19 protein-coding genes and 1 pseudogene are annotated in these 23,221 nt (G+C 74.2%); 12 read left to right on the top strand and 8 right to left on the bottom strand.

Annotated features, from left to right (window positions below):
- Window positions 1-690 precede the first annotated feature (690 nt).
- Window positions 691-2,103: an RtcB family protein gene (locus FM076_RS30315; protein WP_173874026.1), complete on the top strand. Its 1,413-nt coding sequence runs from the start codon at window positions 691-693 to the stop codon at window positions 2,101-2,103.
- A 234-nt stretch (window positions 2,104-2,337) separates the two neighbouring features.
- Here the strand turns inward: FM076_RS30315 and FM076_RS30320 are convergent, their stop codons facing one another.
- Together FM076_RS30320 and FM076_RS30325 are read right to left on the bottom strand one after the other, a co-directional pair.
- Complete coding sequence (locus tag FM076_RS30320; protein ID WP_173874027.1) at window positions 2,338-2,796, bottom strand: archease; 459 nt, start codon at window positions 2,794-2,796, stop codon at window positions 2,338-2,340.
- A gap of 52 nt (window positions 2,797-2,848) precedes the next feature.
- Window positions 2,849-3,202, bottom strand: coding sequence for a hypothetical protein (locus FM076_RS30325; protein WP_173874028.1), 354 nt, complete (start codon window positions 3,200-3,202; stop codon window positions 2,849-2,851).
- 147 nt (window positions 3,203-3,349) lie between these two features.
- On the opposite strand from FM076_RS30325, the gene FM076_RS30330 reads away from it, so the two are divergent.
- Window positions 3,350-3,769, top strand: coding sequence for a CBS domain-containing protein (locus tag FM076_RS30330; protein ID WP_173874029.1), 420 nt, complete (start codon window positions 3,350-3,352; stop codon window positions 3,767-3,769).
- A gap of 81 nt (window positions 3,770-3,850) precedes the next feature.
- On the opposite strand, the gene FM076_RS30335 is transcribed toward FM076_RS30330, so the two are convergent.
- The 3 genes from FM076_RS30335 to hppD all read right to left on the bottom strand — a co-directional run bounded on the left by FM076_RS30335 (window position 3,851) and on the right by hppD (window position 7,164).
- Window positions 3,851-5,137, bottom strand: a complete 1,287-nt coding sequence (locus tag FM076_RS30335; protein WP_173874030.1) for a geranylgeranyl reductase family protein — start codon at window positions 5,135-5,137, stop codon at window positions 3,851-3,853.
- The gene (locus tag FM076_RS30340; protein ID WP_173874031.1) at window positions 5,134-5,868 is read right to left on the bottom strand and encodes a demethylmenaquinone methyltransferase; all 735 of its coding nucleotides are present in this window, start codon (window positions 5,866-5,868) and stop codon (window positions 5,134-5,136) included. The genes FM076_RS30335 and FM076_RS30340 overlap by 4 nt, the downstream gene beginning before the upstream one ends.
- 81 nt (window positions 5,869-5,949) lie before the next feature.
- A complete protein-coding gene (gene hppD, locus FM076_RS30345; protein WP_173874032.1) occupies window positions 5,950-7,164 on the bottom strand; it encodes a 4-hydroxyphenylpyruvate dioxygenase in 1,215 nt (404 codons plus the stop codon).
- A 202-nt stretch (window positions 7,165-7,366) separates the two neighbouring features.
- Here hppD and FM076_RS30350 point away from each other — a divergent pair, with 202 nt between their 5' ends.
- Genes FM076_RS30350 through FM076_RS30375 form a run of 6 tightly spaced genes read left to right on the top strand, consistent with a single transcriptional unit; the run spans window position 7,367 to window position 13,224 of the window.
- A complete protein-coding gene (locus FM076_RS30350; protein WP_274598868.1) occupies window positions 7,367-8,449 on the top strand; it encodes a methyltransferase in 1,083 nt (360 codons plus the stop codon).
- Window positions 8,446-9,690: a prenyltransferase gene (locus FM076_RS30355; protein ID WP_345945337.1), complete on the top strand. Its 1,245-nt coding sequence runs from the start codon at window positions 8,446-8,448 to the stop codon at window positions 9,688-9,690. The genes FM076_RS30350 and FM076_RS30355 overlap by 4 nt, the downstream gene beginning before the upstream one ends.
- Window positions 9,687-10,754, top strand: coding sequence for a polyprenyl synthetase family protein (locus FM076_RS30360; protein WP_173874034.1), 1,068 nt, complete (start codon window positions 9,687-9,689; stop codon window positions 10,752-10,754). Before FM076_RS30355 ends, FM076_RS30360 begins: the two co-directional genes overlap by 4 nt.
- The gene (locus tag FM076_RS30365; protein WP_173874035.1) at window positions 10,751-11,785 is read left to right on the top strand and encodes a tocopherol cyclase family protein; all 1,035 of its coding nucleotides are present in this window, start codon (window positions 10,751-10,753) and stop codon (window positions 11,783-11,785) included. The genes FM076_RS30360 and FM076_RS30365 overlap by 4 nt, the downstream gene beginning before the upstream one ends.
- A 46-nt stretch (window positions 11,786-11,831) precedes the next feature.
- Window positions 11,832-12,668, top strand: coding sequence for an alpha/beta fold hydrolase (locus FM076_RS30370; protein WP_173874036.1), 837 nt, complete (start codon window positions 11,832-11,834; stop codon window positions 12,666-12,668).
- A 22-nt stretch (window positions 12,669-12,690) separates the two neighbouring features.
- Window positions 12,691-13,224, top strand: coding sequence for a WHG domain-containing protein (locus FM076_RS30375; protein ID WP_173875115.1), 534 nt, complete (start codon window positions 12,691-12,693; stop codon window positions 13,222-13,224).
- 58 nt (window positions 13,225-13,282) lie between these two features.
- On the opposite strand, the gene FM076_RS30380 is transcribed toward FM076_RS30375, so the two are convergent.
- The 3 genes from FM076_RS30380 to FM076_RS30390 all read right to left on the bottom strand — a co-directional run bounded on the left by FM076_RS30380 (window position 13,283) and on the right by FM076_RS30390 (window position 18,744).
- Window positions 13,283-17,245, bottom strand: a complete 3,963-nt coding sequence (locus FM076_RS30380) for a S1 family peptidase (protein WP_173874037.1) — start codon at window positions 17,243-17,245, stop codon at window positions 13,283-13,285.
- Between the two features lie 16 nt (window positions 17,246-17,261).
- A complete protein-coding gene (locus FM076_RS30385) occupies window positions 17,262-17,609 on the bottom strand; it encodes a trypco2 family protein (RefSeq protein WP_173874038.1) in 348 nt (115 codons plus the stop codon).
- Between the two features lie 133 nt (window positions 17,610-17,742).
- Complete coding sequence (locus FM076_RS30390; protein ID WP_173875116.1) at window positions 17,743-18,744, bottom strand: substrate-binding domain-containing protein; 1,002 nt, start codon at window positions 18,742-18,744, stop codon at window positions 17,743-17,745.
- Between the two features lie 513 nt (window positions 18,745-19,257).
- On the opposite strand from FM076_RS30390, the gene FM076_RS30395 reads away from it, so the two are divergent.
- The 4 genes and pseudogenes from FM076_RS30395 to FM076_RS30410 form a co-directional block, all read left to right on the top strand.
- Complete coding sequence (locus tag FM076_RS30395) at window positions 19,258-20,541, top strand: extracellular solute-binding protein (protein ID WP_173874039.1); 1,284 nt, start codon at window positions 19,258-19,260, stop codon at window positions 20,539-20,541.
- Between the two features lie 53 nt (window positions 20,542-20,594).
- Window positions 20,595-21,518: a carbohydrate ABC transporter permease gene (locus tag FM076_RS30400; RefSeq protein WP_173874040.1), complete on the top strand. Its 924-nt coding sequence runs from the start codon at window positions 20,595-20,597 to the stop codon at window positions 21,516-21,518.
- Window positions 21,518-22,471 carry a carbohydrate ABC transporter permease gene (locus FM076_RS30405; protein WP_243274683.1) on the top strand — a complete coding sequence of 318 codons (954 nt, stop codon included), beginning with the start codon at window positions 21,518-21,520 and terminating at the stop codon, window positions 22,469-22,471. Before FM076_RS30400 ends, FM076_RS30405 begins: the two co-directional genes overlap by 1 nt.
- A 72-nt stretch (window positions 22,472-22,543) precedes the next feature.
- Window positions 22,544-23,221 (top strand): annotated as a pseudogene (locus tag FM076_RS30410) (glycoside hydrolase 5 family protein); the annotation flags it as partial.

The following is a 23,221-nucleotide window of genomic DNA, read 5'->3' on the forward strand; positions in this document are numbered from 1 at the left end:
TGGTCGCGAAGGGGAATTGACTGATCGCCCGAAACGGTGACGCTCCCTCCACGGAGGGTCAGTACAGGCTTACAGTACGTGCGAGGGGCGTCCAGGCCTGAAGTCGTACACGAGCCGTCGGGCGCCCTTCACCATGCGCACCGGACCGCCGAGACGGGGGACGGGGGCGGGACCGGGTCGGGCGCCGGGCCGGGTTCGGGTCCCGGTGTGGGGGGCCGGGGGTTCGGAGGCACCGGGTCGGGTTCCGGCCGGGGAGGTGCGGGCGGCACCGGATCGGGGCCCGGCAAGGGTGCCGGGCCGGGCACGGGGCCCGGTTCGGGCGCGGGGGGTCCGGGACCCGGGCCCGGATTGGGCGGGGTGGGTTCCCGGGCGGACAGCCGGCGGAGTTCGTGGCGGTCTGACATGGCGGTATCGCTGGGAGTCGCGGACAACATGTGCATCACTGGGGGTCAGCTGCTGTGCTCCCTCAGCGGTTCCGGCCGGCGGCCTCACTGTCCCGGCCGTGGGCCGCGTGGGACAGCATCGATGTCTTCCCGTCCGGGTACCGCGGGCTCCGGGGCTGAAACCGCGGGCCCGGTGGTGGAACCGCGGTGTGGTCCGCCGTGGCCGGGTAACCCCGTGGGGCTGCGAGGGCCGTGTCGCCGCACGGGGCGGGGCGCGGCCGACGCGGGGCACGTTGTGGAGGCTGCGATGGAGTACGCGCAGGAGGGCCCGTACCGGTTCCGGGTGGAGCCGCAGGACGGGATGCGGGCTCCCGGAGTGGTGTTCGCCTCCGAGGGGCTGCTGCGGGACGCGGAGCGGTCGCTGGAACAGGTCGCCAACGTGGCCACCCTGCCGGGCATCGTGGGAGCCTCCTACGCCATGCCCGACATCCACTGGGGCTACGGCTTCCCCATCGGGGGCGTCGCCGCCACCGATGTGGCCGACGGGGGTGTGATCTCGCCCGGCGGTGTCGGCTTCGACATCTCCTGCGGGGTGCGGCTGCTGACGGCCGACTGCGGCCGCCGGGAACTCGCGCCGGCCTTCCAGGAGCTGATGGACGGCCTGGGCCGTGCGGTGCCGCGCGGCGCGGGACCCGGTGGCGTGTGGAAGCTGAGCGGGCCCGGCGAGCTGGAGTCCGTCCTGGAGGGCGGCTCCCGGTACGCCGTGGAGGAGGGCCACGGGGAGGAGCGGGACGTGTGGCGTTGCGAGGACGGCGGGGCGGTGGCCGACGCCGATGTGCGCCAGGTGGGCGAGCGGGCCCGTGAGCGCGGCCTCGCCCAGGTCGGCAGCCTGGGTTCCGGCAACCACTTCCTGGAGGTCCAGCGGGTCGCCGAGGTCTACGACGAGCCGGTCGCCGCCGCGTTCGGGCTGGCCAGGGACCAGGTGTGCGTGATGATCCACTGCGGTTCGCGGGGGCTCGGCCACCAGATCTGCACCGACCACGTACGCGTCATGGACAAGGCCATGCCCCGCTACGGCGTCCAGGTCCCCGACCGGCAGCTGGCCTGTGCCCCGGCCGACTCCCCGGAGGGCCGCGACTACCTCGGTGCGATGGCGGCGGCGGCGAACTACGGCCGGGCCAACAGGCAGTTGCTGGCCCAGGCGGCACGCCGGGTCTTCCACCGTGCGGCGGGCGCCCGGCTGACCCTCGTCTACGACGTCTCGCACAACCTCGCCAAGGTCGAGACGCACACCGTGGACGGCGCGCGGCGGCGGCTGTGCGTCCATCGCAAGGGCGCCACCCGGGCCTTCCCTCCCGGCCACACGGATCTGCCGGAGGATCTGCGGGAGGCCGGCCAGCCGGTGCTCATCCCCGGCACGATGGGCACGGCCTCCTACGTGCTCACCGGCGTTGCCGGAGGGGACGCCTTCCATTCCACCTGCCACGGCGCGGGCCGCGCCCTCAGCCGCCACCAGGCCGCGCGGACGACCGGCGGCAAGCAGCTGCGGGCCCGTCTGGAGGCGGAGGGCATCGCGGTGCGCCCGCTGTCGCCGCGCAGCCTCGCGGAGGAGACGCCCGAGGCGTACAAGGACGTGACCGCCGTGGTCGAGGCGAGCGAGGGCGCGGGCCTGTGCCGCAAGGTGGCCCGTCTGGTCCCGCTCGGCGTGGTCAAGGGGTAGCCCTCGCGGCTGCCGCCGCATTCGAGGACGGCGGTCGCGTTCGAGGAGGGCGACCGGGGAAAGGCGATCGAGGGAGTCGCATCTCGAAGGCCCGAGGCCCGAGGCCCGAGGCCCGAGGCACAAGGCACAAGGCCCGAGGCCGGAGATCGGAGGTCTCGGGCCGGAGGCGGTCCCGGAGGCCGGGAGTTCCTGCGTCCCGGCCTCCCTGCGTCGCGGCCTCCCGGCGTCCCAGCGTCAGACGTCCACCGTCGCCGCGCACGACCACCCGTACGGGTCCGGCCCCATCCGCAGTCCGTGCCAGGACACCGCCTTGGGTGCCGCCCCGGTGACGGGCACCGCCGACAGGTCCGTCACCGCGAGCCGTGCCTCGACGGCACCGTCCTCGACGGTCCGCGCCTCGGCCTCCACGGGCACCTCGCCGTGGACCTCCAGACGGAAGACCACCTCCTCCAGCAGCGCCGCCAGCACGTCCTCGTCGCTGTCCCGGGCGACGCGGACCCGGCGCAGGGCACCGGGCCCGGCCCGGGACAGGTCGGCGAAGGACTCGACCAGTCCGAGCACCGCCTCCGCCAGGCACTGCTCGCGGCTGGTGCCCCAGGCTTCGACGCGTACGTCCGCGGTGTGCGGGACGGCGCGGTGCCCGCCCCGGCCCTGCCTGCGCGCCTGGAGGTCGTCGCCGCTCTCGCCCACCATGAGCAACCGCCTGCCCTCGTCTCGTCGTGGCGCGCACGCCCGCCCGGGTGCGTCAGCGCCGCCGGTCCGTCAACAGGTCCCTCGCCACACGGGTGTCCCGTACCGAGACCGCGATACGTGCGAACGGCGCGCCGCCACGGGTCTCGACGACCACCACCGGCCGCCACGGGCGGACCGCGACGAAGTCCTGCCCGTCCCCGTGCCGCCAGACACCGAGATGGGACATCCCCGGGACATAGCTGGTCCGCCCGGGCTCGCCCCGCAGCGGGCGCCACCAGGAGGGCTCCTCGCCGATCCGCGCCACCGCGGACAGCGGCACCCGGATCTCCCGGTGCCCCGTGGCGAGCTTCTCCCACCACGACGGGCGGACGACCAGATCGTCCCCGTCGGTCAGCAGCCGTGCCATCGCCTGGGACCACCTCCCTCACCAGGCTGGGCCCCCGGCGGCGCCCCCGCATTCCGGGGAGGGGGCCAGGTGTAGGCCGCGGGACCCGTGGTTACGCACGGGGGGCGGAGTACGTCGGACCATGCCGAAGACCATCAGGAGGAGATCATGGCCCACCGGATCAGCGAGATCATGACGGCCGACCCGATCACCGTCGAGCCGGAGACCGCCATATCCGAGGTCGCCCGGCTCATGCGGGACGAGGACTTCGGTGAGGTGCTGGTCAGCGAAGAGGACCACCTGCGGGGTGTCGTCACCGACCGGGACCTCGTCGTCCGCGCGCTGGCGGACGCCCGCGACGTCGACACCACCAGCGCCCAGGACGTGTGCAGCGGCGACGTGGTCACCTGCGCGCCGGACGCGGAGATCGACGACGCCGTACGGCTGATGCGCGAGAACGCGGTCCGCCGCCTGCCCGTCGTGGACGGTGACGAACTCGTCGGAACGGTCACCATGGGCGACATCGCCCTGCAGCGCGACCCCAACTCCGCGCTGGCCGATGTGAGCTCCGCGCAGCCGAACCGCTGATCGCCGGGCGCCCCGCCGGACGCCGGACCGGCGGGCCGGGGACGGCCGGGCCACACGTGGGGAGCCGTTCTTCCGTGGTGCTCAGCGGGCCACGCGGGGCGCGGGCGTCACCCGGATGAGGGCGTTGATGACGTGGTCCATGGTGTCGGAGCCGGGGTCGTCGGTCAGGTTGGACAGCAGCCGCACCATGAAGCGCATCGCGGCCGGGGACCGCACGGCGTTCTGGGTGACGAGCGAGGTGAAGGCCGGGCGCGCCATCAGCGCGGAGAAGCCGCGGCCGAGCCGGTAGTAGCGGCCCAGCCGGCGGGCCATCTGAGCCGGGTACGCCTCCAGCGCACGTTCCCGTGAGGGGCCGGCGGGCCGGGCGAGGGCCTGCGCGGCGATGTCGGCGGCGAGTTCGGCCGACTCCATGGCGTAGGCGATCCCCTCTCCGTTGCACGGGTTGACCATGCCTCCGGCGTCACCGATCAGCATGAGGCCGCGCCGGTAGTGGGGGAGGCGGTTGAAGCCCATCGGCAGGGCCGCGCCGCGCAGCGGACCGTCGGCGTTCCCCGAGCCGTCCGCGTCGCGCAGCCCCCACTCGGCGGGTGTGCGGGCCAGCCAGGTGTCGAGCAGCCGGCGGGCCTGCATCGAGCCGGTGCGCGAGTCGTTGAGCACCCCCAGACCGACGTTGACCCTGCCGTCGCCCATCGGGAAGATCCAGCTGTAACCGGGGAGGATGCGGCCGTCGTCGCGCCGCAGGTCCAGCCACGATTCCAGGTACGGGTCCAGGTGCTTGGCGGGGCTGCGGATGTAGCGGCGCACCGCCGTACCGACGGGACGCTTCGGGAGGCGTTCGATGCCCACGGCCACGGCGAGGCGTCCGGCGACCCCGTCCGCCGCGACGACCAGGGGGGCCGTGAAGTCCCGCCGCTCGCCGTCCGGCCCGCTCGCGGAGACGCCGGCGACACGCCCCGCGCGGTCCAGCAGCGGCCCGGTCACCTTCGTACCGGTGTGCAGTCGGGCGCCCGCGGCCTCGGCGTGCCGGGCGAGGAGCTGGTCGAAGTCCTCGCGGGTGCGGGTCAGGCCGTAGCCGGGGAAGCTGCTGCTCTCGGGCCAGTCGAGTTCCAGGGTCCGGCCACGGGAGACGAAGCGCAGACCCCTGTTGCGCATCCAGCCGGGTCCCGTCGTGTCGATGCCCATCCGGACCAGCTGCCGCACGGCGCGCGGCGTCAGCCCGTCGCCGCACACCTTCTCGCGGGGGAACCGCGCCTTTTCCACCAGCACCACATCGAGGCCCTGCCGCGCCAGGTGGTAGGCGGCCGTGGAACCGCCGGGCCCCGCGCCCACGACGACGACCTGGGCGTCGGCCGCGGCCTGTGGGCTCATGCGGCGGCCTCCTGGGGTGCGGGCGCGGCCGGGGCGGGGCGCGGGGCGTCGCGGACGGCGCGGTGCAGGGCGACGACGCCTCCGGTGAGGTTCCGCCACGAGACGTGCGACCAGCCGCAGCCGGCGATCACGGCGGCGAGTTCCCGCTGCGCGGGCCAGGCGCGGATGGTCTCGGCGAGGTAGGTGTAGGCGTCCGGGTTGCTGGAGACGCGGCGGGCGATCCTGGGCAGACCGTCCCTCAGATACCGCAGGTAGACGGTGCGGAACGGCGGCCAGGCCGGGTGGCTGAACTCGCAGACGACCAGCCGGCCGCCGGGCCGTACGACCCTGGCCATCTCGCGGAGCGCGGCGGGCGCGTCCACCACGTTGCGCAGTCCGAACATGATGGTCACCGCGTCGAACTCCGCGTCCCGGAAGGGGAGGTGGAGCGCGTCCCCCACCCGCAGGGTGACGGGCCGGTGGGCGCCGCGGCCGACCATGCCCGCGGAGCGGTCCACGCCGACGACGGTGGCGCCGGAGCGCCCCAGGGCCTCGGTGGAGACGCCGGTTCCGCAGGCCACGTCCAGGCAGCGTTCCCCGGGGCGCAGCGCCAGCGCCTCGCGGGCACGGGCGCGCCACACCCGGTCCTGTCCCGCGGACAGGAGGGTGTTGGTCAGGTCGTAGCGGGGTGCCGCCTGGTCGAACATCGCGGACACGTCGTCGGGATTCTTCGCGAGCGTCGCTCTGGTCATGGAAGCTCCTGGGTGGGGGAGGGGACTACGGGGCGGCCGGGCCGGGGCGGGGCCGGGCGGGGTGTCGGGCGCCGTCGGGCGTCAGAGGTTTCCCCGCAGCTCCTGTTCGCGCTCGACGGCTTCGAAGAGGGCCTTGAAGTTCCCCTTGCCGAACCCCCGGCTGCCGTGCCGTTCGATCAGTTCGATGAAGAAGGTCGGCCGGTCCACCAGCGGGCGGGTGAAGATCTGCAGCAGGTAGCCGTCCTCGTCCCGGTCCACGAGGACGCCCCGGGAGCGCAGCTCGCCGATGTCCACCCGGACGGCGCCGATCCGTGCGCGCAGTTCCGGGTCGTCGTAGTAGGTGTGCGGGGTGGGGAGGAAGTCGACCCCGGCGGCCCGCAGGGCGTCCGTGGCGGCGAGGATGTCCTTGGTCTCCAGCGCGATGTGCTGGGTGCCGGGGCCGCGGTGGTAGGCGAGGTACTCGTCGATCTGGGAGCGGCGCCGGCCGGGGGCCGGTTCGTTCAGCGGGAGCTTGACCTTGTGCGAGCCGTCGGTGACGACCTTGCTCATCAGCGCGGAGTACCGGGTGGCGATGTCGTCGCCGACGAACTCGGCCATCGTCGAGAAGCCCATGGTGCGGCGGTAGAAGTCGACCCACTGGTCCAGCAGGCCCAGCTCGACGCAGCCCACGACGTGGTCGATCCGGTGGAAGAGGCGCGGGCCGGCGGGCCGGGGGCCGCCGGGGGCGGGTGCCTCGAAGCCGGGCAGGAAGGGACCGGAGTAGGAGCGGCGCTCGACCAGGGTGTGGCGCAGTTCGCCGTAGGCCGCGATGGCGGCCGTGCGTACCGTTCCGAACCGGTCCTCGTGCTCCTCGGGCTCCGCGAGGACCTCCGCGCCCGCGCGCACCGCGTGCGCCAGCCCCTCGTCCAGGTTCCCGACGGTGAGGGCGATGTCGCTGACGCCGTCGCCGTGCACGGCCGCCCACCGGGTGGCGGGGCTGTCCGGTTCGCCGCCGCCGGTCACCACGAAGCGGACATCGCCGGAGGTGAGGACGTACTCGGCGTGCCCGTGGGGCGAGTTCTCCGGGCGGCGGCAGGCCGTCGGCTCCATGCCGAAGGCGCTCACGTAGAAGTGGGTGGCCTGGCGGGCGTTGCCCACGCTCAGCCGGATGTGGTCGATTCCGGTGATGTCCCACGGGCGGGTGCCGCTCTCCGGGCGGGCGTCCGCCGCCGGGCCGGTGCCCTCGCCGGGCCGGGTTTCGGTACGGCCGGGCAGCGCTTCGGCTGTGGACGTCGCGTCGAGTGGCGTTGGTTTCATGGCGTCGTTCCCTGCGTCGGTGGCATTGAATATCACTATATGTAGCTATGTCATGCGTATAGTGATGATTGACTGCATTGCGTCGTTTTACCGGTTGGTCCGGGCTTCGGGTCGGACGGCAAGCGCGGCCGGTCGGCGAACCTGCTGTCGACACAGCCCACGAGTACCGAACGGCAAGAGGGAAACAATGACCATCCCCGCGATGACCACCCCGTCGGCCGCGGCTTCCCCGGGGGCCGAGCAGCCCGCGGAGCTGGACATGGACCGGCTGTCCCTTCTCCTCTTCGGCCACGCCGCCTTCCAGTACCTCAACGCCGCCTGCGAACTGGAGCTGCTGGACCTGCTCCTGGAGCGGGGCGAGCTGACCGCCGAGGAGATCAGGGCGGAGCTGGGACTGGCCGAGCGGGCCGCCGACATCCTGCTGCTGGGCTGCACCGCGCTCGGGCTGACCCGCAAGGAGGAGGGCCGCTACCGGGCCGCGACGCTGATCGCCTCACTGGCCGAGGACGGCGGCTGGGACAAGCTGAAGGACACCGTGGCCTTCGAGCAGCACATCGTCTACCCGGGACAGGCCGACTTCGTCGCCTCCCTCCGGGAGAACACCAACGTCGGGCTGCGGCGCATCCCCGGTGACGGCCCGGACCTCTACCACCGCCTCAGCCGCCACCCGCACCTGGAGACGGTCTTCTACCGCTACATGCGCTCCTGGTCCGAGCTGGCCAACGAGCACCTCGTCGCGGCCCTCGACCTCGGCGGCGCGACCCGGCTCCTGGACTGCGGAGGCGGGGACGCCGTCAACGCGCTCGCCCTCGCCGAGGCCAACCCGCACCTCCACGTCACCGTCCTGGAGATCCCCTCCTCCGCGCCGGTCACCGAGAAGAGGATCACCGAGGCGGGGCTGGGGGACCGGGTCCTCGTGGAGCCCTGCGACATGTTCGCCGACCCGTTCCCCGGCGGGATGGACTGCGTCCTCTTCGCCCATCAGCTCGTCATCTGGACACCGGAGGAGAACACGGCGCTGCTCCGCAAGGCGTACGACGCCCTCACCCCGGGCGGACGCGTCGTCATCTTCAACTCGATGTCGAACGACGAGGGGGACGGCCCCGTGGTCGCGGCCCTGGACAGCGTCTACTTCGCCTCGCTGCCGGCCGAGGGCGGAATGATCTACCCCTGGCGGCTGCACGAGAAGTGCCTGCGCGAGGCCGGCTTCTCCTCGGTCGAGCGGATCGAGGTACCCGGCTGGACACCGCACGGCATCATCGTCGCCGCCAAGCAGGACACGTGAACGAGACCGCGCCCGTGAGCGGCACCGGACGCGGGAGCGGCCCCCCGCCGGCCGCCGCCTCCCCGGCACCCGGCTCGTTCGCGGCCTTCGTCAGGCTGGCCCGGGTCAAGTTCCTCTTCCAGAGCATGATGGTGACCGGGTTCGGCGTGACCCTCGCCGTCCACGCGACCGGCACCTTCTCGCTGCCCTGGTATCTGGTCACCCTGGCCTTCGCCTGGTCGACGCATCTGATGACCCACTTCTGCAACGAGTACTTCGACCTGGAGGCCGACCGGGCGAACGCGCGGCCCACCTCCTGGACCGGCGGCAGCCGCGTCCTGGTCGACGGACTCCTCTCCCCGGCCACGAGCATCGGCGCCGCGTTCGTCCTCCTGTTCACCTCACTGGCGCTCATCGCCACGATGCCGACACCGCCCGCGCGACTGCTGGCCTGTGCGCTGACCGCGCTCGCCTGGTTCTACACGGCGCCCCCGCTGCGCCTGAACTACCGCGCCCTGGGCGAGGTGAGCTGCGCCGCCGTGCTCTACGGCATGGGGCCCCTCCTCGCCGCCTTCCTCCAGTCCGGCCCGCCCTGTGCGCTGCTGCTGTGGTGCACGGCCTTCGTCGCCGCTCTCCAGGTGCTGCGGTGCCTGATCATGAACCTCGCGGATATCGAGGGCGACACGCGCGTCGGCAAGGCCACCCTGGCCGCCACCCTCGGCCCGCGCCGGCTGACCGCCGTCTACGCGGTGGGCCAGGCCCTCCTGTACGCGGGCGTGGCCGCCCTCGCCGCCGCCCACGTCCTGCCCGCACCGGTGGCCCTCGCCCAGGTGCTGGTGGCGCCCGTGGCGGCCGTCGTGGTGCGCGGCCTCCTCACCGGCGCGATGGAGGACCGCGTCCGCTGCGACGCCGTCACCTTCTGGGCGTCCGTGCAACTGCCGCTCACCACCTGTGCGACCATGCTGGGCCTCCTCGCCGACATGGCACTGGGCGGACGGCCGGCCCCCGCCCTCTGGTCGTCCCTCGCGGGCGGCACCACCGTGCTGTTCGCACTGTGGCTGTACCGGGCGGTGCTCTCGGCCCGCCGCGCGAAGGAGCCGGACGCTGCCGGGACGGCGGAGGCCGCCGGGCGGGAGCGCGGACCGCGATCGGAGGCGCTCGGCGTCCCGGGGGACGGAACCGTGCCCGACGGGGGCGCGCACGGGCACGGGCCCGGGGCGGCGGGCGCACCCCTTCTGTCCGAGGAGCGCGAGGCACGATGACCGGGGCGGTGGGTGCGACGGCCGGGGCCCGCGACCTCGCCGTGTCGGTGTGCCGACGGGCGCACGCGCGCGTGGAGCCCGCACTGCGCGCGGCCGTGGACCGGCTGCCGCGGCACCTGGCCCGGATGAGCGGCTACCACCTCGGCTGGTGGGGTCCCGAGGGGGAACCAACCGGACGGGCCACACCGGGCAAGGCCGTGCGCCCGGCCCTGGCCTACCTCGCGGCCGAGGCGCTCGGCGCCCCGGCGGAGCGGGCGACCCCGGGCGCCGCCGCCGTCGAACTCGTCCACAACTTCGCCCTCGTCCACGACGACATCATGGACGGCGACTCCACGCGCCGCGGCCGGCCCACCCTCTGGCAGCGGTACGGGACCGCCGCCGCCCTGCTGACCGGGGACGGCCTCCATGCCCTGGCCGCGGACACCCTGGCCGCACCGCGCACCCCGCGCGCCGCCTGGGCCGTCTCCCTGCTGACGCGCGCCATGCTGGCCACACTGCGCGGCCAGGAGTACGACCACAGCTCCGCCCGGGCCCCCTGGCGCGGACCGGGTTCGGTGACCCTGGCCGACTACCGCCGTGCGGCCGCCGCCAAGACGGGCGCCCTGCTGGCCGGGGCCGCCGCCATCGGCGCGCTGCTGGCCGGGGGCGGGCCGCGCGACGTGGCCAGGTTCGCGCTCTTCGGCCACCGGATCGGCGTGGCCTTCCAGTGCGCCGACGACATCATCGGCCTGTGGGGCGAGCCGGCCAGGACGGGCAAACCGGTCGGCTCCGACCTCCTCGCCGGCCGCAAGACCCTGCCCGTCCTGGCCGCCCTCGCCTCCGGCACGGATGCGGGGGAGCGCCTTCACACCCTGCTGGCGGGTTCCGAGGGGCGGTTCGGGGAGGCGGAACTGCGTACCGCGCTGGAGCTGACGGAGGCGGCGGGCGGCAGGGCCGGGGCCGAGGCGGAGGCGCGCCGGCAGCGGGAGGGCGCCGTCGAAATGGTCGCCGCCCTGCCGATGCCGGTCCGCGTCCGCACCGAACTGCTCGCCCTGGCGGACCATCTGACGGCACGGGAGAGATGAACGGCCACCCCGTCCCCCGCACCCCGCGCCGGGGGCGCGGCACCGGATCCGGCCCCGCCGAGCGGCTGCGCGACCTGTGGCGCGGCACCGGCGCCGACCTGCCCCGCGGCGACCCCCTGCCCTCCCACCGGGCTCCCATGGAGGGGTACCTGTGGCGCTTCACCGACCCGGAGCGGGGCAGGGTCCTGCTCGTCGCCTGCGGGGTCAACCACCACCCCGGACGGCCCTGGGCGACAGTCGTCGTCTCCGCGCACCCCTCGGGACTGGTGCGCGCGACGAGCCTCGACGGGCCCCGGGCGGACACCCGGACCTTCCGGATCGCCGCGCCGCCCGCCTTCGAACTGGCCCACGACCGGCTGCGGGCCCGGATCGGCGACGGCGTGGACGTCCGGTGCCAGGTGCGGCCGGTACGCACCTGGCCCGCACACCGCGTCCTGCACGGCAGCGGCCTCTTCTCCCTGGTGCCCGGCCTCAACCACTACTGGCACCCGCACCTCTTCGGCGCGCGGGTCGAGGGGGCCGCCACGCTGGACGGGGAGACCTGGGATCTGTCGGGCTGCCAGGTCTACGCCGAGAAGTCCTGGGGCCGGGGCTTCCCGCCGGCCTGGTGGTGGGGGCAGGCGCACGGTTTCGACCGGCCGGACCTGTGTGCGGCGTTCGCGGGCGGCCTCCTGGGCCGTGGCCGGTTCACCGTGCCGGCCAACGGTCTGGTGGTCGCCCTCGGTGACGAGGTCGTCAGCCTGGTCCCGCCCGCCGCGCTCGTGCGGGCGTCGGTGCGGGACGGCCACTGGCACGTGCGGGCCCGCTCCCGCCGGCACCAGGTCGAGATGACCGGGATCTCCCCCGCCGCCGAGCCCCTCGCCCTCCCCGTGCCCCTGCTGGAACGGCACCGCTTCGCCCACACCCGCCACCAGCTGGCCGGCAGGCTGCGGGTCAGCGTCCGGCGCGACGGACGGCTCCTGTGCAGCGGCGCCTCCGCCCTCGCCAGCCTGGAGACCGGGGGGCACCTCGCCATTGACAGGTGCGGCTAAGGTGATTAGCTTCTAGCTAATAACACTAGCCACAACGGGGGATGCCATGACCGAATACCTGACCGTCGAGGGCGGCACCCTCGCCTACCAGGTCGCGGGGTCCGGCCCGCTGATCGTCCTCGCACACGGCATGGGCGACAGCCGCGCCGCCTACCGCGCCCTGATCCCGCGGCTGGTGGCGGCGGGGTACCGGGTCGCCGCGGTCGACCTGCGCGGCTGCGGCGAGTCCGGCACCGACTGGCAGGACTGGAGCCGCACCGCCCTCGCGGACGACCTGCTCGCCGTGATCCGCCACCTGGGCGGCCCGGCCGTGCTCGTCGGCCACTCGATCTCCGGCGGCGCCGCCACCATCGCCGCGGCCCGGCAGCCCTCGCTCGTCACCGCCGTCGTCGAACTCGCGCCGTTCACCCGCAAGCAGACGATCCGCCTCGGGGACCTGCGGGTGAGACGCTTCCGGCGGGGCATGCTGCGGCTGCTGGGCGCGGGCGCGTTCGGCAGCGTGCGGCTCTGGCGCTCCTACCTCGAGGTGGCCTACCCCGGCGTGCGGCCGGACGACTGGTCCGGGCGGCTCGCACGCATCGACGCCCTGCTGCGCGAGCCGGGCCGGATGAAGGCCCTGCGGGGCATGGGCCGCAGCGCCCCGACTGACGCCGGCGCGCACCTGGGCGACGTCCGCTGCCCGGTCCTGGTCGTGATGGGCACGCTCGACCCCGACTGGGCCGACCCGCACGCCGAGGGTGCGGCGATCGTCGAGGCCCTGCCCTCCGGCCTCGGCCGCCTGGAGATGATCGAAGGGGCCGGCCACTACCCGCACGACCAGTTCCCCGACCAGGTGGCCTCGCTGGTGCTCGCCTTCGCCCGCCGGGACGGCGCCCGTGCCTAGGGCGGGGCTGGACGCCGCAGCCGTGGTCGCGGCGGGTGCCGCCCTCGCCGACGAGGTGGGCCTCGCCAACCTGACGATGGGCCTGCTCGCCGAGCGACTGGGCGTCCGCGCCCCCTCCCTCTACAAGCACGTGGGCGGCCTGGACGACCTCAACCGGCGCATCGCCGCCCTGGCGTTGGACGAGGCCGCCGACGCCGTCGGCGGCGCCGTCCGGGGGCTGGCGGGCCGCGACGCCCTGGCGGCCGCGGCACGCGCCTTCCGCGCCTTCGTCGTGGAGCACCCCGGCCGGTACGCCGCGACGATCGGTGTGGAGCCGTCCGGCCCGGACGACCCGCCGGCCACCGCCGGTCGTCGGCTGCTCGACGCCTTCATGGCGGTCCTGCGCGGCTACGAGATCGCGGACGCCGACGTGGACCACGCGCTGCGCATGCTGCGCAGCCTCTGCCACGGGTTCGCCACGCTGCAGGCGGCCAACGGCTTCCAGTGGAGCGCCGACATCGACGAGAGCTTCGAGTGGCTGATCGTCTTCGCCGACCGGGGTTTGCGCGCCATGTGAGCGTGCCGCCGCTCTCCGCCCCGGAACCGCCGGCCCGCCGCCTCTCCGCACGAGGAGGTCATCCGTCCCCGGGCCGCCCGCCGAGGTACGCGCGGACGAGACCGGGCTGCCCGGTGCGCCGCGCGAACGCCCGCGCCGTCTCCAGCGCGGACTCCGCGCGCGCCTCGTACCCCGCCTCGCGGGCCGCCTTACCGAGGGCCACGAGTGACAGCACCATCAACGCGCCCCGGCCGACCGCTCCTGTGCGGGCGAGGGAGGCGTGGTAGCGGCCGACGGCCTCCTCCGCGGCCCGCATCGCCTCCTCCGCCGCGCCCGTACTCAGCAGCATGTGGGCGTGGTTGGTCAGGGCGATGGCCAGGTCCTCCACCGGGCCGCTGTCCACGCCGCCGTCCTCGGACGACCGGGCCTCGACAGCGGCCCGGAAGAGGGCGACGGTCTCCTCGGAGTCGCGCAGCGCCGCCTCCGTCCGCTCCAGCGCCGCCAGGACGCCGGCCCGGTTGCCCAGCGCCCGGGCCAGATCGACGTCACCGCCCTCGTGGCCGGCCTCCGCGACACCGCGCAGCAGTCCCACGGCCTCGTCGGCGCTGCGCAACGCCCGCTTCGGGCGGCGGGGAAGGTACTTGGCGCCCTCGTCCAGGAGGCTCACCCCGAGGTCCCGGCGGTGCGGGAGGGAGGGGGAACGCCGCACGAGGGAGCGGCGCAGGCGGACGGACTCGGCGATGTCCGACCTGCCACCGGCCGCGTTCCCCGTGTCCGTACGCCGGTTGGCGCGGCGGTGCAGGGCGTCCGCGAGCCGTTCCGCGGTCCCGGCGTCGCCGGGGTCACCGTGGGCGCGCAGCACCCCTACCGCGTCGCTCGCGGCCGACTCCGCCCGGTGGGGAAGGCCGAGGGCCGTGAACCGGCGCTCCAGCACCAGCAGCGCGTCGGCCAAGTGACGGTACCGGCCGTCCGGTTCGGCGCGGTACAGGTCCCGCCGGATCTGGACGGCGCCGTTCGCCGCGCGCAGCGCGCGGCGCGGCTCCCCGGCCTCGGCGAGCAGCACACTGTGCAGGCCCAGGGTGTCCGCGAGCTGCCCGGCGACCGAGGGGTCGTCCGGGGCCGCCCGGCGGAGCAGGCCGACGGCCTCGCCGACGGTTTCCGCGGCCTCGGCGGCCGAGCCGGTCGCGTCCTGGACGGAGGCGGTGAACACCAGCAGTGACGAGAGCAGCGCGTGGTGGGCCCCGGGCCGGGAGCGGACGAGCCGGCGGGCGTGTCCGAGTGCCTCGTCGAGCACGGGCCGCGCCGCCTCGGGCCGCCCGCTGTCGAGCAGGATCTCCGCGTGCTGCCGCAGTGCCAGGCAGCACAGCTCCGCCCAGGCGTCGGGACGCCGCTCGGCGTGCTCCCGGAAGCGGGCGAGCGTCTGGGAGGAGGTGTCGAGAGCCTCCGTGAGGCGCCCCAGGGCGGCCAGCGAGAGGACCTGGTTCTGCCGCAGGGTGAAGAAGAGCATGTCGCCGTCCGTGCCGGGCACGGCCTGGTTCCCGAGGATCAGCAACGCCTCGTCGACCACGTCGAGGACCGTCTCGTGCTTCCCGCACCGGCCCAGCACCACGGCCCGCGAGTTGAGCGCCGTCACCAGGTCCCACTCCGCGCCGGGCAGGTCGCGCAGCAACCCCACGGCCTCGTCGGCGCAGGCCAGCGCCGCCTGCTCCTCGCCCGGCCGGTCGAGACACCTGGTCCGCAGTGCGAGGGCCATGCCCAGGTGCTTGCGCTGTCCGGAGCCGTGCTGTTCGACGAGTGCCCGGTTGACGGCGACGGCCAGTTCGGCGAGGGCCCGCTCCTCCGAGCCGGCATGGCCGGTGAGGCTCTGCTGCCGGATGGCGGCGATGTTGAGCGCGACGGCGGTCTCCTCGAGCACCGGCTGCCCGGACCGCAGCTCGCCGAGCAGATGGCGGGCGAGGAGCTGCGCCATGTGGACCGCGGGCGCGTGCAGCACCTCGGTCTTGAGCGGCACGGCCATCAGGACGGTGGCCAGCGTGCTGGTCTCCAGCGACTCCTGGGACAGATACCGCTCCAGCGCCCGGCGCACCGGTGCGGGTTCCAGCGTGCTCGTCACCTGCCGTACGGCCGCGGGGAGCAGGCGCGCCGGGGAGGCCGCGATCGCCTCGGCGCACTCCTCGGCGAACGAGGGCCGCCTGGCCCAGGTCCGGGCCAGGACGGTCAGCGCGTGGTCCAGCAGGTCCCGGGGCAGCTCGGGCAGGGCGGACCGCAGCAGTTCCGGCCGGTCCCCGAGGACGTGGCCGAGGAGGTGCTCGGCGATCCGGTCGGGTTGCAGCGACCCCCAGAAGGCGGAGCCGAGCGGCGGGTAGATGTCCCTCAGCCAGGTGGCGGCGGTGATGCCGGCGTCCTCGCCGAGGTCGCGCAGCCCGGGAACGCACCGCAGGACGTCGCGGGCGGTGGCCTCGTCGGGCGGTGCCGTGAGGCAGGCGAAGGCGACGGCCCGGCGGAGCACGGCGGGGCTCAGGGCGACCCCGTGGGCCCTGGCCCCGGTCAGCCAGTACCGCTCCTCGTGGGCCAGCAGGATGTCCTCGGCCGTCTCCGGTTCCCGGGCCGCGGTGGCGGGGTGCGTCCCGGGCGGGGCCACCGGACGCGGACCCGTCTGCAACAGGGCGGTGAGCGCGGCCAGATGGAGGTCGAGGGCGGAGACGGGGCCGTCGGCGAGCAGGTCGTGTGCCAGGGCCGTGGCGTCGGGGATGAGGCGGCCCCAGTCGGTGTCCCGGTGGCCGGGCAGCCGGCCGAGCGCGCGGGCCAGGGCGAGCAGCGAGGTCTCCAGTTCGGGGCCGGGAGCGGCCGGACCGTCGAACAGCGGTTCAAGCACGTGGTGCACGGGGGACCTGGTGAGGTCGTCGAGCAGCGGGTCGGCCGTGCGCAGCGTGTCCCACCACTCCCCCGCCGAGCGTGCCAGCAGCAGCAACCGGACCGGTGCGCCGCCGTGGCGGTGGTCGAGGGCCCGGACCAGCGCGGTGATCTGCTCGGAGCGGGACTCGGCGTAGTCGATGACGAGCAGCACGGGAACGGTGCCGGCCGCGACGGCGGCGTAGGGCCGGTCCGCGCGGTGGGCCGGGCCCCACGCCGTCAGCTCGCCGGCGGCCCAGCCCTCGGTCCGCAGCCGTGCCGCCAGCTCCCGCGCGGTACGGGACTTGCCGTGGCCGCCCGGGGCCGTCAGCAGGCGGAGCGAGACCCCGGTCCCGTCGGGGTCGTCCTGGACGCACCAGTCGTGGAGACCGGCGAGAAGCTCCTCCCGGCCGTGGAACGGCAGGACGTCGGCGTCCGCGCGCAGCAGGCCCGCGGGCGAGACCGGCCGCTTCGCCGACGGGGGGACCACCAGCCCGGCCAGTTCCACCGACTCCGGCACCGCCGCGTGCTCCCACTCCTCCTCCCACAGCGTGCGGAACCCCGGCTCGGCCAGCAGCCGTTCGGCGGGCAGCGCCTCGATGCGGCCGTGCTGCCAGGCGGTGGCGTCGATCAGCGCGACGCCGATCAGCAGACCGGAGGCGAACAGCGCGGCGCCGGAGAAGCCCGACCAGGGGGAGGGGCCGCGACCGGTGGGGGCCGGCCCCTGGATCGCGCAGGCGAGCCGCCGCGCCCGCGTCCGCGACCCGGGGTTGACCGTGCCCGACAGGTGCTCGCTCTCCCGGAGCCCGCCGACCGCCTCCACGGCGTCCGGGAACCCCACGGCCTGCCAGCGCTGCCCCGGCTCCCCGGTGGTGAACCGTCCCCAGCGCGGGGGAGCCAGGCGGGCGGGCGGCACCCAGCGCGGGTCGTGGACGCGCAGCAGTGCGGCGTCCATGCCCGCCGACCCGTTGCCCAGCCAGGCCACTTCGCAGGCCCACCACTCGCTCTCGTCGGCGCGGACGATCTGTGCCGCGCCGCCGGGGCCCGCACCTGCCACCACATGGGCGGCCGTCAGCACCAGCCGCGGTCCGACCAGGTACCCCGAGCCGTAGGAGCCGCCCCACACGGTGACGGACTGTTCGGCGCGCATCCGGCCCGCGGTCCTGTCACGGCCTCGGTCCCGGAACCGCCGGCGGAGGCGGGGGAGGCGGTGCCGGGTCACGCCGGGAGGAGATGCGGGCCGCGGCACCGTGCTCGTCGACCGGGTTGAGGGTGACGTGGAGCCGTCCGGCCGTGGTGTGCCCGGAGGACTTCTCGCCGTCCGCCCGCAGGACCCAGACCTTCACCCCGCCGGCGGCCTTGTCGTCCTTGCGTACGTCCACGCTGAATTCCAGCTCGACGGGCCCCAGTTCGAACCGTATCGGATCGTCCTGCCCGTCGGCGAGCGCGGCGTTCAGTTCGCTGCGCACTCCTTTGACCGCGTCGGCCAGGCCGACCCACGGCGCGTCCTCCACACTGCCCTCCAGCTGAGCGACAACCGCTTCGAGTTGATCGACGACGCATCACCCTAGCCGCAGCGCCGGCCGCGCCGCATACCGGCGGGATGCGAAGGCGACCCGTCGGCGGGCGGTGTCGCACCGCGTGCGGTCACTGTCGCGGTGGCGCGGTGCTCTCGCGCAACAGCAGGGCGGGCAGCGGGACTTGGACGGTGCGGGCGGGGGAGCCGTCCAGGAGGCGGGTCAGCTCCCCGGCGGCCCGGCGTCCGAAGGCGACCGGGTCGCGGGCGAGGGCGGTCAGCCAGGGGTGGACCATGCGGCAGAGCACGGAGTCCTCCCAGGAGACGAGGGACAGGTCGTCGGGCACGGACAGGCCGCGCTCGGCGGCGGCGGCCACGCCCGCGGCGGCCATCACGTCGTTGTCGTAGACGACGGCGGTCGGCGGCCGTTCCTCGTCCAGCAGGCGGCGGGTCATCGCGGCGCCCTGCGCGTCCGAGTAGTCCGTGGTCAGCGACCGGACGCGCGGCAGCCCGCGCCTTTCGGCCTCCGCGCGCAGCGAGGCGATCCGCCGCTCGGTGTGGGCCAGTTCCGGCAGCCCGGCGACGTGCACGATCTCACGGTGCCCCAGGTCGCACAGGTGGGACACCACGGCGGCCATCGCACCCGCGTCGTCGGCCGAGACGGCCGAGAGGCGGGGCCGGCTCCCGGTGCCCCCGATGGCGACGGCGGGCAGCCCCAGGGCCTCCAGCACACCGGGCCGGGGATCGTTGGTGCGGGGATCGACCAGCAGCACGCCGTCCACCCGGTGCTCGGCCCACCAGTGGCGGTACATGGCGCACTCGGCCGGCACGTCCTCCACCACCTGGAAGAGCAGGCCGAGCCGGCGCTCCGCGAGGACCTGCTGGATGCCGGAGATGAGCTGGAGGAAGAACGACTCGACGCCGAGGATCCGCGCGGGGCGGGCCAGTACCAGTCCGACGGTGGCGGCGCCCTCTCCGGACAGCGCCCGGGCGGCGGTGCTGGGCCGCCAGCCGGCCTGTTCGGCCACCCGTCGCACCCGGGCCCGGGTTGCCTCCGAGACACCGGGGCGGCCGTTGAGGGCGAAGGAGACGGCGCTCTCGGACACCCCCGCACGCCGGGCGATGTCCTTGATGGTCGGCCTGCGGAGCCGGGCGGGCGTACCGGACGGGTCCGCCGGCCGTGCCGGGACCGGAGCCCCCGCGCCGTCCCCGCTTCCCGCCCCGCCCGCGGCCACCGTGTCGTCGCGCCCCTTCGCCGGGTCCACGTCCGGCCACCCCCGTTCCTGTCTTCCCTCACCTGCCGTCCGGCCCGGCCACCTTGCCATCCGGCCCGGCGCCGTGGGCGCCGCGCCCCGCGCTCCTTCTGGCGTTCTGCGGACTAAAGCGTTTGAGTGCCGTCACGCTAAAGCGCATTAGCTCTTGAGTGCAAGGGAGTCGGTGACGGTGGGGGGCAACGGAGTGGCGGAAAAGCGGGCGGGTTTTCCAGGCTATTGACTTTCCCGCTGCGGCAATGCAGCTTATCCCTCGGCGCCGACGACTGACATCGATGTCAGCGCCCTTCGCCGGGGAGTTGTCGTTCCCTGCGGCCCGCCCGACGGCGGCCGCTCCGCGGCGTGTTCCCGTCCTGCTCGAAGGAGCCGTTCGCCGTGCGCAAGTTCCGCATAGCCACCGCCCTCGCCCTCGCCGGCGTCCTCGCCCTCACCGGGTGCACCGTGGGAACGCAGGACGTGGACACCACGAGCGCCGAGGGCGAGGTGCGCGGCACCCTCACGTTCCAGACCTGGAATCTGCGGGCCACCTACCGGGACTACTTCGAGGGACTGATAGCCGACTTCGAGAAGAAGTACCCCGGTACGCACGTGAAGTGGGTCGACCAGCCGGCCGAGGGGTACGCGGACAAGATCAGCGCGGATGCGGCGGGCGGCACCCTGCCCGACGTCGTCAACGTCTCACCCGACCTCGTCGCCCCGCTGGCCAAGGCCCGACTGGCGCTCGACCTGGACAGCGCGGCCCCGCGGTACCGGGACGAGTACCTGCCCTCGGCGTGGCGCAGCTCAAGGATCCCGGGCATGAAGGGCACCTATGCCTTCCCCTGGTACCTCAACACCGGGCCGCTGTTCTACAACAAGCGGCTCTTCCGGCAGGCGGGGCTCGACCCCGAGGACCCGCCCCGCACCTACGGCGAACTCTTCGACGACGCGCTGCGGATGGCCCGGCGCAGCAAGGGGAGGGTCGCCACGCTGGCGAGCGTCCCCACCATCGAGGACTTCGGCCGCTACGGCGTGCGGCTGATGAACAGGTCCGGCACCGCCTTCACCTTCGACGAGCCCAAGGGCGTCGAGCTGCTGGAGCGCTACAAGAAGCTGTACGAGGCCGGGGCCCTCGACGCGCAGGCGTTCACCTCCACACCCGAGCAGGCGGGCCGCAAGTTCATGCAGCAGTCCGTGGCCATGAACCCCGGCAGCGCCCTGGACCTCGACAAGTTCAAGAAGGAGGCGCCCCGCCTCTACGAGAACATCGGCATCACGGACGCGCCCGACAACACCGGCCGCCCGAACATGTACGTCCAAGGGCTGATGGTCAACGCGGCGGGCCGCAACAAGGCCACCGCCGTCGCCTTCGCCCACTTCGTGACGAACGCGCGGAACCAGATGGCGTTCGCCCACCAGACCACCGTCTTCCCCAGCACCCGCGGGGCGCTGGAGACGGAGTACTTCACGAAGCAGGACGGCACCGACAGGACGCGGGTACGCGTCGCTACCGCCGCGTCGCTGGAGAAGGCCGTCAACTACACGCCCGTGCTGATGAGCGACGACATGAAGACCGCCCTGCAGAACGCCGTCACACGGGCGGTGCGCGGGGACGAGCCGCCCGGGAAGGCGCTCGGCTCCGCCGCCAAGGAGTGCAACCGGCTGCTGGAGATGGGCTGACCCGCGTGATCGCGCACCACAGAGCCGCACCGAGCGGAGAACCGGGATGGGGAATGAAGACAGCTAACGCCGCACCACCCCGGGGCGGACCTACCGCGCCCCGGGGAGTGCGCAGACACCTGCCCGCCAGCCCGTGGCTGTTCCTCGCCCCCGGTCTGCTGGCCGTCCTCGCCTTCGGCCTGGCGCCCTTCCTCCTGACCGTGGGCAACTCCTTCACGGACAACCGGACGCTGGTGCCCGGCGGCTTCGTCGGCCTGGCCAACTTCCGTGAGCTGCTGCACGACGAGATGTTCTGGACGGGGCTGCGCAACAGCGCGCTGTACGTCCTGGTCACGGTGCCGCTGCTGGTCGTGCTGCCGCTGCTGCTCGCCCTGCTCGTTCAGCGGCACATCCCGGGCATCGCCTTCTTCCGGGCCGCCTTCTACACACCCGTCGTCGCCTCCGTGGTCGTCGTCGGCCTCATCTGGGCGTGGCTGCTGGACGACCGCGGTCTGGTCAACGGCGTCCTCGAAGCGCTGGGCGCGAGCCCCGTGGGCTTCCTCAGCGATCCGTGGCTGCTGCTGCTCAGCGCGATGCTGCTGACGGTCTGGAAGGGCCTCGGCTACTACATGATCATTTACTTGGCGGCACTCGCCAACGTGCCCCGGGAACTCCACGAGGCGGCGTCGGTCGACGGGGCGGGACCGGTGCGGCGCTTCCGCACCGTGACGGTGCCCGCACTCCGCAACACCATGGTGCTCGTGGGCGCCCTCTCCTCCGTCAGCGCCTTCAAGGTCTTCTCCGAGGTCTATCTCCTCGCGGGCGAGAACGGCGGCCCGGCGGGGGAGGACACCACGCTCGTCCAGCTCGTCCAGCAGGTCGGCACCGGGCTCAACGGCCGGGTGGGGTACGCCTCGGCGCTCTCCGTGGTCGTCTTCGTCCTCACCCTCGGCCTGATGCTGCTGGTGCTGCGGGCCAACCGGAAGGAGGACGCGTAATGGGGACGCTCGCCGCCCAACCGGCACCGGCTGCCGGAGCGGACGCACCGGAGCGGACGCGGCGGCCACCGGGCCGCCGCGGGCCCTCGGACAGGTGGCGCACCGGCCCGCGGGACGAGACGGGAAGACGGCCCCCCGCCTGGCGGACGGCGCTGCGCTACCTGGTGCTGCTGGCCGTCCTCGCCCTCATGGCCGGCCCGTTCCTGTGGCAGCTGTCCACCTCGCTCAAGGGCCCGGGCGAGGACCTCTACAGCTACCCGCCGAAGCTGCTTCCCGCCGACGCCACGCTCGACAACTACGCGGGCGTCGCGCGGATCATCCCGGTGTGGGACTACGCGCTCAACTCCCTCACCGTCGCCGTGGCCGCCGTCGTGACCAACCTGGTCGGCGCCTCCCTGGCCGGCTACGCCCTCGCCAGGCTCCGGTTCCGGGGGCGCGGGGCCGCCGTGGCCGTCTTCGTGATGGCGATGCTCGTCCCGCTGGAGAGCATCATCATCGCCCAGTTCACGATGATGCGGGCGCTCCACCTGAACAACACCCTGATCGGCGTCGTCCTGCCCGGCGCCGTGGGAGCCATGAACGTGCTGCTGATGCGCAACGCCTTCAGCAACCTGCCGTACGAGGTGGAGGAGGCCGCCTTCGTGGACGGGGCCAACGTGTGGCAGCGGTTCGTGCGGATCGCCCTGCCCTCGGTCAAGGGCACGCTGCCCGTCGTCGCCATCTTCGCGTTCATGGCCGCGTGGGACGACTTCCTGTGGCCCCTGATCGTCCTCAGCGACCCGGACAACTTCACCCTCACGGTCGGCCTCAACTACCTGCACGGCACCTTCGCCGACGACCAGCGGCTGGTGGCCGCCGGCACCATCATCGCCGTGCTGCCCCTGCTGGTGATGTTCGCCTGCCTCCAGCGGTACTTCTTCCGCGGCGTCGGCGAGGGCGCCGTCAAGGGATGACACCGGCCCGGACCCAGGCCCCTCCACCCCGCCCCCGTGCCCACCCGCTCCCACCCCAGGAACAGACCCGCGATGACCGACGCCCCCACGCCCCCTCCCGCCTCCGCGACGCCGCGCTTCGGCGTCAACTACACCCCTTCCCGCGACTGGTTCCACCACTGGCTGGACTTCGATCTGGACGCCGTCCGCACCGACCTGGACTCCCTCGCCTCCCTCGGCCTCGACCACATCCGGGTGTTCCCGCTGTGGCCGCTCTTCCAGCCCAACCGTGCCGTCGTCCGCGAGCGTGCCGTGGAACAGCTGCGGCAGCTCGTGGACGCGGCCGGGGAGCGCGGCCTGGACGTCAACGTGGACGGGCTCCAAGGACACCTGTCCAGCTTCGACTTCCTGCCCGCCTGGACCGGCACCTGGCACCGCCGCAACCTCTTCACCGACCCCGACGTGGTCGAGGCCGAGGCCGTCTATCTGCGGACCCTCGCCGCGGCCCTCGCCGACCGGCCGAACTTCCTCGGCATGACCGTCGGCAACGAGATCAACCAGTTCTCCGGCGACCCGCACCCCGACCCCGACCGCATCACCCAGCAGCAGGCCGGGGCGTGGCTGCGCCGGATGCTGGACGCCTGCGCGCGGGGCGCGCCCGGCAAGTGGCACGTGCACGCCGAGTACGACGCGGCCTGGTACCTGGACCACCACCCCTTCCACCCCCGCGCACGCCGCCCGGCTCGGCGCCGCGACCGCCGTCCACCTCCT

It is taken from the genome of Streptomyces albus subsp. chlorinus (genome assembly GCF_013302895.1).
GTDB lineage: Bacteria > Actinomycetota > Actinomycetes > Streptomycetales > Streptomycetaceae > Streptomyces > Streptomyces chlorinus.